Source organism: Actinophytocola sp., assembly GCF_036555685.1.
In the GTDB taxonomy this organism is placed as follows: domain Bacteria; phylum Actinomycetota; class Actinomycetes; order Mycobacteriales; family Pseudonocardiaceae; genus Actinophytocola.
In genome coordinates, this window is sequence record NZ_DATBKY010000077.1 from 18,298 (window position 1) to 31,071 (window position 12,774).

Annotated in this window: 13 protein-coding genes and 1 pseudogene; all 14 read right to left on the minus strand. The window is 73.4% G+C overall.

The features are described 5' to 3' along the window. Nucleotides 1-57 precede the first annotated feature (57 nt). Nucleotides 58-1,053: a c-type cytochrome biogenesis protein CcsB gene (ccsB, locus tag VH969_RS08075; RefSeq protein WP_331972838.1), complete on the minus strand. Its 996-nt coding sequence runs from the start codon at nucleotides 1,051-1,053 to the stop codon at nucleotides 58-60. Next, complete coding sequence (gene resB, locus VH969_RS08080) at nucleotides 1,053-2,651, minus strand: cytochrome c biogenesis protein ResB (protein ID WP_331972840.1); 1,599 nt, start codon at nucleotides 2,649-2,651, stop codon at nucleotides 1,053-1,055. The genes ccsB and resB overlap by 1 nt, the downstream gene beginning before the upstream one ends. Next, the gene (locus VH969_RS08085; protein WP_331972842.1) at nucleotides 2,648-3,442 is read right to left on the minus strand and encodes a cytochrome c biogenesis CcdA family protein; all 795 of its coding nucleotides are present in this window, start codon (nucleotides 3,440-3,442) and stop codon (nucleotides 2,648-2,650) included. Before VH969_RS08085 ends, resB begins: the two co-directional genes overlap by 4 nt. Nucleotides 3,443-3,600: 158 nt before the next feature. After that, on the minus strand, nucleotides 3,601-4,173 hold the full coding sequence (locus VH969_RS08090) for a TlpA family protein disulfide reductase (protein ID WP_331972844.1): 573 nt from the start codon (nucleotides 4,171-4,173) through the stop codon (nucleotides 3,601-3,603). Further along, nucleotides 4,170-4,799 (minus strand): histidine phosphatase family protein, encoded by a 630-nt coding sequence (locus VH969_RS08095; protein ID WP_331972846.1) that lies wholly within the window; start codon nucleotides 4,797-4,799, stop codon nucleotides 4,170-4,172. Before VH969_RS08095 ends, VH969_RS08090 begins: the two co-directional genes overlap by 4 nt. Beyond that, complete coding sequence (hemL, locus tag VH969_RS08100; protein ID WP_331972848.1) at nucleotides 4,796-6,121, minus strand: glutamate-1-semialdehyde 2,1-aminomutase; 1,326 nt, start codon at nucleotides 6,119-6,121, stop codon at nucleotides 4,796-4,798. Before hemL ends, VH969_RS08095 begins: the two co-directional genes overlap by 4 nt. Then, a complete protein-coding gene (locus tag VH969_RS08105; RefSeq protein WP_331972850.1) occupies nucleotides 6,111-6,533 on the minus strand; it encodes a hypothetical protein in 423 nt (140 codons plus the stop codon). Before VH969_RS08105 ends, hemL begins: the two co-directional genes overlap by 11 nt. 13 nt (nucleotides 6,534-6,546) lie before the next feature. After that, nucleotides 6,547-7,107 (minus strand): hypothetical protein, encoded by a 561-nt coding sequence (locus tag VH969_RS08110; protein WP_331972852.1) that lies wholly within the window; start codon nucleotides 7,105-7,107, stop codon nucleotides 6,547-6,549. Nucleotides 7,108-7,111: 4 nt separating this feature from the next. After that, nucleotides 7,112-7,573, minus strand: a complete 462-nt coding sequence (gene mce1N / locus VH969_RS08115) for a transport-regulating membrane protein Mce1N (protein ID WP_331972854.1) — start codon at nucleotides 7,571-7,573, stop codon at nucleotides 7,112-7,114. Further along, nucleotides 7,570-8,178 (minus strand): hypothetical protein, encoded by a 609-nt coding sequence (locus VH969_RS08120; protein WP_331972856.1) that lies wholly within the window; start codon nucleotides 8,176-8,178, stop codon nucleotides 7,570-7,572. The genes mce1N and VH969_RS08120 overlap by 4 nt, the downstream gene beginning before the upstream one ends. Nucleotides 8,179-8,188: 10 nt before the next feature. Next, complete coding sequence (hemB, locus tag VH969_RS08125) at nucleotides 8,189-9,160, minus strand: porphobilinogen synthase (RefSeq protein ID WP_331972858.1); 972 nt, start codon at nucleotides 9,158-9,160, stop codon at nucleotides 8,189-8,191. 12 nt (nucleotides 9,161-9,172) lie between these two features. Continuing rightward, nucleotides 9,173-10,726 (minus strand): bifunctional uroporphyrinogen-III C-methyltransferase/uroporphyrinogen-III synthase, encoded by a 1,554-nt coding sequence (locus tag VH969_RS08130; protein WP_331972860.1) that lies wholly within the window; start codon nucleotides 10,724-10,726, stop codon nucleotides 9,173-9,175. A gap of 24 nt (nucleotides 10,727-10,750) precedes the next feature. Then, nucleotides 10,751-11,704, minus strand: coding sequence for a hydroxymethylbilane synthase (hemC, locus tag VH969_RS08135; RefSeq protein WP_414638437.1), 954 nt, complete (start codon nucleotides 11,702-11,704; stop codon nucleotides 10,751-10,753). Next, nucleotides 11,681-12,774 (minus strand): annotated as a pseudogene (locus VH969_RS08140) (glutamyl-tRNA reductase); the annotation flags it as partial. The gene hemC and the pseudogene VH969_RS08140, both read right to left, overlap by 24 nt.

Consider the following 12,774-nt stretch of genomic DNA (forward strand, 5'->3'; position numbering starts at 1 on the left):
TACGGACCCCGGCGGAGGAGGGTACTAATGAGGTCGGTAAATGTCCAACAAACCAGGTCAGCCACCCGCATACGAATGTAGACCGGCGACGACCAGGTTGATGAAGAACAGGTTGAAGATCATCACGGCGAAGCCGACGATGTTGATCGCGGCCGCCCGGCCGCCGCGCCAGCCCGCGGTCGCCCGCGAGTGGAGGTAGGCGGCGTAGACGACCCACGCGACGAACGCGACCGTCTCCTTGGGGTCCCAGCCCCAGAATCGGCCCCACGCCGACTCGGCCCAGATCGCCCCGAAGATCACGCCGGCGGTGTAGATGGGGAACGCGAACACCGTCGTGCGGTAGGCGACCTGGTCCAGCACCTGGGCGTCCGGCAGCCGCGTGGCCCACTGCGGCCGGTAGACCTTGATCAGGTACAGCACGCTCACCACACCGGGCACCAGCACCATGCCGCTGCCCAGCGCGACGGCGAGCACGTGGATCGCGAGCCAGTAGGACTGCAGCGCGGGCTGCACGGGCGCGGCCGTCGTGTAGAGGACGACGCCGCCGAGGAACATCAGCACGACCACGGGCAGCAGCAGCCACACGGACAGCCGCCGGATCGGGAAGCGGCGCAGCAGCACCAGCCACGTGACGACCGCGGCGAGGCTCAGCGTGGCGCCGAACTCGTACATGTTGCCCCACGGGACCCGCCCGGTGGCGAGCCCGCGCAGGGCGAGCGCGGCGAAGTGCAGCACCGCGCCCAGCACGATCAGCGAGACGGACATGCGGCCGAACCGTTCCGCGCGGCTGCGCCGGTCCTGGTCATCGGCCTCCGTGCGGGCCTGCTCGTCGCCAGGCGGCCCGGTTGGCGTCTCGGTGGTCGTCTCGGCGGTGGTCTCGGCGGGCGTCTCGGCCGGCGCGCCCGCGCCGACGAGCTCGCGTGCGGCCACCGGGCGCACTCGGCGCCCGAAGGCCTGCTCGACGAGGGAGAACAGCAGCGCGAGGACGTACACCCCGACGGCCGCGGCGTAGGTCCAGTCGCTGTACCGGGACAGCGTCTCGTCGACCCGCATCAGGTCTCCCTCCCCGCGGCGACGTCCTGCTTGGCGGGGTCCTCGTCGCCGCCGTCCGGTGCCAGCTCGGCCAGCAGGCCGGCGGCGAACCGCTGGAACTCCTCGCCGTAGCCGGCCTGGTCGGTGCGCGCGAGGCCGCCGAGCACGACCACGGTACGACCGTCGGCGTTTTCCCCGGTCGCCGGGGTCGCGCGCACCCAGAGCCGGCGGCGCTTGACGACGAGCGAGGTGCCGAGGCCCAGTACGAGCACGATCGCGAAGCCGAGCACCCACACCTGCGCCGGGTCGTGCGAGACCTGCAGGTACACCCAGGACTGCACACCGTCGAAGCGGATCACGGTGCCGTCGTCGAGCTTGAGCTCCTGGCCCGGCCGCAGGTTCGCCCGCGCCACGCTCTTCAGCCGTCCGCTGTCCACCATGGACTGGTCGACCTCGTAGATCGACTGGCCGCGGCCGGACTCGTTGCCGAGGTCGCCGCGCAGCACGTCGACCGCGACGGCCGGGTCGTTGAGGTCGGGGTAGGCGGAGGTCAGGGCGCCGTCGTGCAGGACCGCGGTCGGCGCGAACAGGCCGGTGATCGCGAGCTGCTTCTTGCGCCGCTCGGCCGGGTCGCTGATCCCGGGCGGGTCGAACTTCGTGGCGCCCTGGGCCAGGTGGGTGAGACCGTCGACGGTGCGCCACTGCGTGGTGTTCGTGCGCTTCTCACCGCCCGGGAACGTCACGGAGAACACCGGCGCGTAGCCGTTGCCGAGGAGGTAGACGCGGTCGCCCTCGATGCGCAGCGGGCTGTTGACCTCGAGCGGGTAGGGCCGCCAGGTGCCGCTCGTGAGATCGGCCCCGGCCTGGTAGCCGATGTCCGCGCGGAAGTAGTCGGCCTGGCCGCTCGGCAGGTAGTGCGCGGTGAAGTCGTCGACCTTGACGCAGAACTCGTCGAGGTCGGTGCCGTCGACGCGCAGGCCCGGGGTGAACGAGTCGTAGGCGAACGTGCCGGAGTTGCAGAACTCCGAGCCGTTCGCGAGCACGACGACCTGGCCCTCGTAGTTGAACATCTTCCCGATGGCCAGCGCGACGATCAGGCCGAGCATGGCGAAGTGGAAGACGAGGTTGCCGGTCTCGCGCAGGAACCCGCGCTCGGCGGAGATGCTGCGCGCGCCGCCGTCCTCCTCGCGGACCTCCAGCCGCCAGCCCTTGAGCCGGTTCCCGGCCGCGGTGATCACGTCGACGGGGGTGCGCGCGGTCTCGCCCTCGGCGTGGTGGGGCAGGCGGGTGAGGTTGCGCGGGGTGAGGACCGGCCTGGCGCGCAGGGATTTCGCGTACTCGAAGGTGCGCGGGGTCAGGCAGCCGACGAGGGAGACGAACAGCAGCAGGTAGACCGCGGAGAACCAGACGCTGCTGTAGACGGCGAAGAACCCGAGGCGGTCCAGCAGCTCGCCCCACCAGCCGTTGTCGGCGATGAACTGGTCGACCTTGCCGGAGTTGAGGCTGCGCTGCGGCAGGAGCGCGCCGGGCAGCGCCGCGAGGGCGAGCAGGAACAGCAGGACGAGCGCCGTGCGCATCGAGGTGAGGCCGCGCCAGGTGTTGCGCAGCAGCGCGGTCATAGGGGCAACACCGTGTCGGTGACGACGGCGTCCCGCAGCCACGAGGTGAGCTCGCCCCACAGCCCCGTGACGAGCAGGACGCCGACGACGAACAGCAGGCCGCCGCCGGCGAGCTGGATGGCGCGGCTGTGCCGGCGCAGCCAGCCGCTCGTGCGGACCGTCCAGCGCGCACCCAGGGCGATGACGAGGAACGGCAGGCCGAGGCCGAGGCAGTAGACCAGCACGAGCAGGAAGCCGCGCGCGGCCGTGCCGCCGGTACTGCTCGCGATGATCAGGACGCCGGACAGGGTAGGACCGAGGCACGGTGTCCAGCCGAGCCCGAAGATCGCGCCGAGCACGGGCGCGCCGGCCAGGCCGATGCGGGGCACGCGGTGGATGCGTACGTCGCGCTGTAGCCCTGGCACGAGCCCGATGAAGACGAGCGCCATGGCGATGGTGAGCACACCGCCGACGCGTTGCAGGAGGTCCTCGTTGACGAGCAGGGCGTCGGCGAGCCAGACCAGGCTGCCGATGGTGCCGGCGAAGACGACGGTGAACCCGGCGACGAACAGCCCCACGGCACCGACGACCCGCCAGCGCCCGGCGGCTTTCGGCTCGGGTTCCTCGCTCGGCGCGCCCGCGGTCACCTTGACCGGCGGCGCGTCGGCCCCGACGAGTGCGGCGAGGTAGGCGAGGTAGCCGGGCACGAGCGGCACCACGCACGGCGAGGCGAACGAGACGACCCCGGCCAGCAACGCCACGCCGCTGGCCACGAGCAGCGGCCCGTCGACGGCGAGCGCGGTGGGGTCCACGGCCTCAGGGTAGGCATCCACCTCACCTGCGCCGACGCCGCCTCCCCGAGCATGTGCGCCACCACACCCGCGAGTCCAACGTTCGCGTCGGGTGAGTCCTACATTCGCGACAGGCGGGACCGTTGGACTCGCGGGGTCCGGGCGTTGGACTCGCGGGGTTACCGCTCGGCGGTCAGGCGGTCGACCACCGGGAGGAGGTCGGACGCCAGGAGGTCGCGGAGGTAGACCGCGGCCACGCGGTGCTGCTTGTCCAGCACGATCGTCGACGGGACGACCGAGCGGGGGTAGCCCTTCCAGGCCAGCAGCGAGCGGCCCGGCGGGTCGTAGATCGACGGGTAGGTCAGGCCCGTGTCGCGGACGAAGTCCTGCGGTGCGGTGCGGTTCTCGTCGCGGACGTCGATGCCCAGGACCGTCACGCCGTCGGCCTGGCGCTGCTTGAAGACCTTCTCCAGCTCCGGCGCCTCGACCCGGCACGGCGGGCACCACGCGCCCCACAGGTTGAGCACGACGACCTTGCCCTGGTAGTCGGCCGTCGACACGGTGCCGTCGGACATCAGGGCCTGGCCCGACAGCGGCGGGGCCTGCTGCCTGTCGGCGCCGTCGTAGAAGATCTCCGTCTTCCCGCCCGGCGACACGAACTGGAACTCCGTGCCCCGCTCGACCGCGTCCGTGCCCGTCGAGCAACCGGCGAGGAGGAGCAGCAGCGCGAGAGCGGCGAGCGGCCGCCTCATGCGCCGGTCACCTTCGGGCTCGACGCGCCCGCCGGCTCGGTGTAGCGGATGGCGACCAGCCGCTCGTCGTCGAACTCCAGCGACGTCAGCGACGCCAGCGAGCACTGCCGCCGCCGCGGGTCGTGCCACAGGCGCTTGCCCTCGAGGAACCGCCGCAACGTCCAGATCGGCAGCTGGTGCGACACGCACACGGCCTCGTGTCCCTCGGCCCGCGCCCGCGCGCGGTACGCCGCCGCCAGCATCCGCCGCGCGATCTGCATGTACGGCTCGCCCCACGACGGCCTGAACGGGTTGCGCAGCCGCGGCCAGTGCCGGGGCGAGCGCAGCGCCCCGTCCCCGACGGCGACCCGCATGCCCTCGAACACGTTGTCCGCCTCGATCAGCCGCTCGTCGGTCTCCAGCGTCAGCCGGTGCGAGTCGGTGATCGGCGCGGCCGTCTGCTGCGCGCGCTCCAGCGGCGAGGCGACCACGTGCGTGAGGTCGTTGCCCGCCAGGTGCTCCGCGACGATCAGCGCCTGCCGCTTGCCCAGCTCGGAGAGCACGAAGCCGGGCATGCGGCCGTAGAGCACGCCGGTCGGGTTTTCCACCTCGCCGTGGCGTACCAAGTGGACGATCGTGCGCGTCACCGGTCCTCCCCGGGGGGTGTCGCCGCGGCCGCGGCGGCCGCCGCCGCGGGCAGGGCCGCGGCGATGACGTCGAACACCGCGTCGTCCATCGCCGCGTTGACGAACCACGCCTCGAACGCGGACGGCGGCGCGTACACGCCGCGCTCCAGCAGCGCGTGGAAGAACGGCGGGAAGCGCCACGTCTGCGCGGCCTTGGCATCCGCGTAGCCGGTCACGGGCGACTCGGTGAAGAACACCGACAGCAGGTTGCCCGCGAACTGGACCCGGTGCGCGACGCCGGCGTCGGACAGCGCGGCGCCGATCAGCGCGCCCAGCCGGGTCGCGTTCGCGTTCAGCGCCGTGTACACCTCGGGCGTGGCCGCGCGCAGCGACGCGAGGCCGGCGGCGACCGCGACCGGGTTCCCCGACAGCGTGCCGGCCTGGTACACCGGCCCGGACGGGGCGAGCGCGGCCAGCACGTCGGCCCGGCCGCCGAACGCGGCCGCGGGCAGCCCGCCGGACATGACCTTGCCGAAGGTGTACAGGTCGCCCGCCACGGACTCGATGCCGTACCAGCCGGCGGTGGAGACCCGGAAGCCGGTCATGACCTCGTCCATGACCAGCAGCGCGCCGTGCTCGGTGCACAGCTCGCGCAGGCCCGCGTTGAACCCGGGCTCCGGCGGGATCGCGCCCATGTTGCCGGCCGCGGCCTCGGTGATCACCGCGGCGAGGTCCGGGCCGTGCTCGGCGAACGCCGCGCGCACGGCGGCGAGGTCGTTGTAGGGCAGGACGATCGTGTCGGCGGCCGTCGCGCCGGTCACGCCGGGCGTGGTCGGCAGGCCGAGCGTGGCGACGCCCGAGCCCGCGTCGGCGAGCAGCGCGTCCACGTGCCCGTGGTAGCAGCCGGCGAACTTCACGATCTTGCGCCGGCCGGTGAACCCGCGGGCGAGCCGGATCGCGCTCATCGTCGCCTCGGTGCCGGAGTTGACCAGCCGCACGGCCGCCACCGGGCCGACCCGTGCGACCAGCTCCTCGGCGAGCTCGACCTCGCCGACGGTCGGCGTGCCGAACGAGAGCCCCGACGTCGCGGCCGAGCGGACCGCGTCGACCACCGCGGGGTGTGCGTGGCCGTGGATCATCGGTCCCCACGACGCGACGAGGTCCACGTAACGCGTGCCGTCCGCGTCGTACAGGTACGGGCCCTCGCCGCGGACCATGAACCGCGGGGTGCCGCCGACCGCCTGGAACGCGCGCACCGGCGAGTTCACCCCGCCGGGAGTGACCGCTCGCGCCCGCTCGAACAGCTCCGCGGACCGCCGGGCCGTCTCCACCTCAGTCGTCACCAGCAGTCCTCGTGTCCGAGCCGGCGTCCGGCACGGCCTCCGGCGCCTTCCCCGTCTCCTGCACAGGCTCCTGCCTGGTCTCCTGCATGGGCTCGCGCTTGGGCCGGACCCGCACCGCGAGAAGCACCTGCCGCGCCGCGTCGAGTACGAGTACCGCGGCGATCGTGCCGAACCCGATCGCGGCCGCGAGCCAGTTGCCGAACACCCGCTGCGACTCCAGCACCCTGCCGTCGGCGATCTGCGTGGCGATCGTCGCGAAGCCGTGCGGCCATGCCCAGAACGCGCCCCACACGGCGAGGCCGGCCACGAGCACCTCGACCAGCGCGACGATCGCGCGCCCCGGACGGTGCAGCCGGCCCGGCTCGGTGGGTGGTGGCGCGACGATCTGGTCGGTGGCCTGCGGAGCACTCACGACGGCAAGCCTCTCATGGGTAGCGCCGCCCGCCCCGCCGGGCGAGCCGGCGCTTGCGGTGCTCGAGGAAGAAGGCCGTCGACTCCGGGCGGAACATGTAGATCACCGCGGTGATCGAGAAGGCCACCTCGGCGAGGCTCCACATCAGGCCGAGCGCCGCGCCGCTGCTCACCGCGGCGGACAGGAAGTTCATCGCGCCGAGGACCGCGAACGCGCTTAGCACGATCCGTGCCCAGCCCCGGCCCGCGCGCATCTTGACGGCGAACAGCACGAACAGGGCGGCGAACAACGCGATCCCGAGACCGAGCGACACCCTGGCGACCGAGATCGCGCTGGCCACCTCGGCGTCGGTCTCGGGCCGGCCGGTGTCGGCCAGCATCGCGCGCGCGAACCGGTCGAGCCAGGCCTGGTCGAACAGCACGGTGACGATCGTGGCCACGGTCGCGATCGTGGTGCTGGCGATGCTCGCCCAGAACGCGTTGTCGACCGCCTTGGGCCGGGTTATCTCGTCGGCCGTGCCCTCCGGGACGGGCCGCATCGGCTCGTGGGAGAAGCTGCCGTCGGGATTCGACACGTCTTCATTCAACATGACGCGCCCCGGGCTCGACGAGGCGGCGCAGAGCGTCCCGCAGGCCCTCGGCGTCGCGGGCCCAGGCGAGCACCACGCTGTCGTCGGCCAGCCGCACCGGGACCGCCTCCGTCCTGCGCGGCACGGTCCACCCGCCACCGAGGATCCGCACGCCTGCCGGGGCGCCCACGTCGGTGACCACGGCGAGGTCGGCGACCGGCAGCGTCTCGCGGCCCTGGGTCAGCGTCTTCGGAGTCAGCCGCACCAGGTAGACCTTGCGGCGCGCCGAGACCCACACGGCCGCGCCTCCGAACAGCACGACCGCGACGACGAACCACTGCAGCCAGTGCACCGCGCCGGTCGTCACCTCGAGGACGAGGCCGACCACGGCGAACGCCGGGCCCCACAGCAGCGGCCACCACGACGAGCCGTGCTCGGCGAAGAGCACCGGCTCGTCGGACGGCTCGCTCACGTGATGGTCTGCCGCGGCCCGAAGAATTCGCGGGTGGACGGCAGGTACATCAGCGCGATTGCCAGCAGCGCGCAGAACCCGCTGATCAGGTCCGGCCACGCCCAGCCGACGTAGAAGTGGAAGAGCAGCATGATCAGCGTGATGATCAGCATCATCATCCGGGCGCGCCGCACGCCCTCCTGCGCCTTGTAGGCGAACAGCGTGAGGAAGCCGCCGAGCGCCACGGCCTGGATCATGTACAGCCACAGGTACGTGGTGACGATGTTCTCCGCGCGCGCCGGCGTGGTGCGCAGCGGGTTGTCCGGCGAGACCGCGTAGTCGAGCATCACCTGCTTCTGCGTGATCAGGTAGATGCCGGTGACCACGCCGAGCGCGGCCGAACCGAACGCGAGGTAGAACGCCGTGCGCACCACCGTCGGGCGCGCCACGTCGCGCCGTCGCGCGGCGGCCTCGGCCGCGGTCGGCATCACGGGCTCCTCCCGAGCAGGCGGCGCCTTCTCGATCGGCGCCGGGCCGGGCTCGGGGTCGGTCACCGTCGGCTCGTCGGCGTCGGCGCTCGTCTTCTCGCCGACACCCTTCTCGTCGTCCGGACTGCCTGGCTTCACGGGCGGCACGTTAGCGCAACCACCCGGCGGCCTCGACGGCCCAGTACGTGAGGATGACCTCGGCTCCGGCGCGGCGGATCGACGTGAGCGTCTCCAGCACGGCCGCGCGCCGGTCAAGCCAGCCGTTCGCCGCGGCCGACTCGATCATCGCGTACTCGCCGGAGATCTGGTATGCCGCAACGGGCACGTCGCTGAGCTCGGCCACCGCGCGGATGACGTCGAGGTACATCATCGCCGGCTTGACCATCACCAGGTCGGCACCCTCGTCGAGGTCGAGGCGCACCTCGCGCAGCGCCTCGCGGGCGTTGCGCGGATCCTGCTGGTAGGTCTTGCGGTCGCCGGTCAGCGCCGACTCCACGGCGTCGCGGAACGGGCCGTAGAACGCCGAGGCGTACTTCACGGAGTAGGCGAGGATGCCGGTGCTCACGTGGCCGGCCCGGTCCAGCGCCTCGCGGACCGCGCCGACCTGGCCGTCCATCATCCCGCTGGGGCCGAGCAGGTGCGCACCCGCTTCGGCCTGCGCGAGGGCCATGTCGCCGTAGAGCCGCAGCGTCGCGTCGTTGTCCACCGTGCCGTCGTCGGCGAGCACGCCGCAGTGGCCGTGATCGGTGAACTCGTCGAGGCAGAGGTCCGACATGAGCACGGTCTCGTCGCCGAGCTCCGCGCGCAGGTCGCGCAGCGCCACGTTGAGCACGCCGTCGGGATCGACGCCGCCCGAGCCGACCGCGTCCCTGCTCGACGGGACGCCGAACAGCATCAGCCCGCCGACGCCGGCCTGCACCGCCTGGACGGCGGCCTTGCGCAGGCTGTCGCGGGTGTGCTGGACGACGCCGGGCATGTTCGCGATCGGGACCGGCTCGGTCGCGCCCTCCTTGACGAACATCGGCAGCACGAGCTGGTTCGGCCGGACCGTGGTCTCGCCGACCAGCCCGCGCATGGCGGCCGTGGTACGCAGCCGGCGCGGCCGGTGGCTTGGGAACATGGCGATCTCCCTCTAGCGGCGGGCCCGCTTCGTCTTGCGCGGTGGCGGCAGCGCGCCCTCGGCCCGCAGCCGGGCGGCGTGCTCGGCGAGCGCGTCCACCAACATCGGGACCTGCGGCTGCTCGGGCTGCACGTCCACGCGCAGGCCGAACTCCCGCGCGGTCTCGGCCGTCTTGGGGCCGATGCAGGCGACGAGCGTGCGGGTGTGCGGCTTGCCGGCGATGCCGACCAGGTTCCGCACGGTCGACGACGAGGTGAAGCACACCGCGTCGAAGCCGCCGGTCTTGATCATCTCGCGGGTCTCGGCGGGCGGCGGCGCGGCACGCACAGTGCGGTACGCGGTCACGTCGTCGATCTCCCAGCCGCGGTCGCGCAGGCCGGCGGCGAGCGTCTCGGTCGCGATGTCGGCCCGCGGCAGCAGCACGCGGTCGACCGGGTCGAGGATGTCGTCGTAGGGCGGGAACTCCTCCAGCAGACCCTCGCTGGACTGCTCGCCCGACGGCACGAGCTCGGGGATGATGCCGAAGCCGCGCACCTTGTCCGCGGTCGACTCGCCGACGCAGGCGATCTTCACGCCGGAGAACGCGCGGGCGTCGAGACCGAACTCGGCGAACTTCTCCCACACCGCGCGCACGGCGTTGGTCGAGGTGAAGACCAGCCACTGGTAGCGGCCGTCGACGAGGCCCTTGACCGAGCGCTCCATCTGCGCGGGGCTGCGCGGCGGCTCGACGGAGATCGTCGGCACCTCGGACGGGATGGCGCCGTGCAGCCGCAGCCGCTCGCTCATCTCGCCGGCCTGGTCCTTCGTCCGCGGCACGAGCACGCGCCAGCCGTACAGCGCGCGGGACTCCCACCAGGACAGCTTCGTGCGGCCGGACACCGCCTGCCCGACGGTTACCACGAGGTTGCCCGCGATCTCGCCGGCGTCGGCGGCGAGCGAGGCGAGCGTCGTGTCGAGCGTGCGCTGCCCGGAGCCGGTGCCGTCGGCGGTGACCGCGACCGGGGTCTGCGGGGCGATGCCGTGCTCGCCGAGCGCGGACGCGGCCTCGGCCAGGTGGCTCGAGCTCGCGAGCAGCACGATCGGGCCCGGGGTGGCCGCGAGGCCCGCCCAGTCGACCTCGCCACGGACGTCGACGACGGTGTGCGTGCCGCCGAGCGCGATGCCCGCGTAGGCCGGGACGGCGGTGGCCGCGGGCACGCCCGGCACGACGTCGAACACGGCGCTGGTGCGGGCGACCGCCTGCGCCTCGGCGACCAGTGCGGAGTTGGTCAGCGGGTCACCGGCCACGAGCCGGATCACCGTGCGGCCCGCCTTGGCCTCGGCCACGAGGTCCTTCGCGACCTCGGCCGGCTCGCCGACCGCCGGCCGGACCTCGGCGGGCGCCTTGTCACCCTCGAGGTCCCTGCCGGCCAGCTCGAGGACACCGGCCGGCACGTCCGGGTCGGTCACCACGAGCTCCGCCCGGGCGAGCAGCTCGCCGGCCCGGACGGTGAGGAGCCCGGCGTCGCCGGGCCCGGAGCCCACGAACGCGATGCGCCCGGGACTCTTACGGGTACGGGTGGTCATCTCTTTCGGCCACTTCCTTACAGATCACTGCTCGGGGCCGGACAGCACGCCGGCTCCGAGCTCGAGCAGCTCGGCGGCCAACGCACGCCCGAGCTGCTCACCTTCGGTCAGGTCACCGGTGGCCGACGCCCGCAGGAGGTCGACGGCCGAACCCTCGAGGTTCGCGTCCGCGGACCAGTTCGCCGCCGCGACCCCGCGCAGGGACAGGCGGTGTACCACCCGGTCCTCGCTGTCGAGGTCCTCGACCACGTCGGCCAGTGCGCCAACCGGGGCGTTGCAGCCGGCCTCGAGCGCGGCCAGCATGGCGCGCTCGGCGGCCACCGCGTACCGGGTGGCTTCGTCGTCCACAATGGACTGCAAGAGGTGCTCGGTGTCCATGTCGTCGACCCGGCACTCCACCGCGAGCGCACCCTGCGCCGGCGCGGGCAGTACCTGGATCGGGTCCAGCACCTCGGTGATCTCCCCCAGCCGGCCCAGCCGGGCGAGCCCGGCCCTGGCCAGCACGACGGCATCCAGCTCGCCGTCGCCGACCTTGCGGATGCGGGTGTCCACGTTGCCGCGGATCGGCACGATCTCGAGCCCCAGGCCGAGCGCCCGCAGCTGCGCGACGCGCCGCGGCGCGCCCGTGCCGACCCGGGAGCCGGGCGGCAGCTCGCCGAGCGTCAGCCCGTTCCTGGCCACCAGCGCGTCCCGGGGGTCGGCGCGCGGGGGCACCGCGGCCAGCGACAGCCTTGGGTCGGGCTTGGTCGGCAGGTCCTTGTAGGAGTGCACGGCCACGTCGACCGTGCCGTCGGCGAGCGCGTCGCGCAGCGCCGAGGTGAACACGCCGATGCCGATCTCGGCGATCGGCGCGGCAGAGCGGTCGCCGGGGGTCACGACCGTGACCAGCTCGACCTTCGCGCCGGCCTTCTCCAGCGCGTCGGCGACGGTGCCGGTCTGCGCGAGCGCCAGCGCGCTGCCCCGGGTCCCGATGCGGATCGTGCGGCTCACCGGTGCTCGTCCCCCACCCCGGAGTCGACCTCCGAGTCGACCCCGGCGATCGCCGTGGGCAGGGCCGGGTCGAGCTGGAACAGCTCGCGCAGCGCCTCGGCGTACTCGGCGCCGCCCGGGCCGGAGGCCAGCTCCTTGACCCGCACGGTCGGCGTGTGCAGCAGCTTGTCGACGACGCGGCGGACGGTCTGCGCGACCTCCGCGCGCACCTTCTCGTCCGCGTCGGGGAGCCGGGAGCCCAGCCGCAGCAGCTCGGCGTCGACGACCTCGGCTGCCCGGCGGCGCAGCGCGGTGACGGTCGGGGTGACCTCGGCGGAGCGCTGGGTGGCGAGGTAGGCGCGCACCTCGTCGGCGACGATCCCGGTGGCGCGCCGCGTGTCCAGCCCGCTCGGCGCGGACTCGAGGCGGCGCTGCAGGCTCTCCAGGTCGATGATCGTGACCCCATCGAGCTCGCCGACCTCGGCCGCGACGTCGCGCGGCAGGCCGAGGTCGCAGACGACGAGCGGGCGGGTCCGCGGGCCGACGGCGCCGGCGTCGATCACGGTGCCCGACGCGCCGGTGCAGGAGACGACCAGGTCCGCGGCGGCGAGCTGGCCGGCCAGCTCGCCCAGCCCGACCGCGCGGGCCGGCACGCCCTGGTGGGTGAGGAGGTCCGCGAGCCGGGCGCCGGTCTGCTCGGTGCGGTTGGCGATGACGATCTCGCCGATGTCCGCGCGGCGCAGGGCCGCGGCGGCGAGGGAGCCCATCGAGCCCGCGCCGACCAACAGCGCCCGCCGCCCGGCGAGCCCGCCGAGCCGCGCGTCGGCGTCGGCCAGCGCCTCGGAGACGACCGAGCCACCGGCCCGGGCGAGGTCGGTCTCGGTGTGCACGCGCTTGCCGACCCGCAGCGCGCGCTGGATCAGCTCGTGCAGCGTGCGCCCGACCGTGCCCGCCTCGCGCGCGGCGTTGTAGGCGGCCCGGACCTGGCCGAGGATCTGCGACTCGCCGACCACCATCGAGTCGAGCCCGGCGGCGACGGAGAACAGGTGGCCGACCGCGGCGTCCGCGTAGTGGACGTA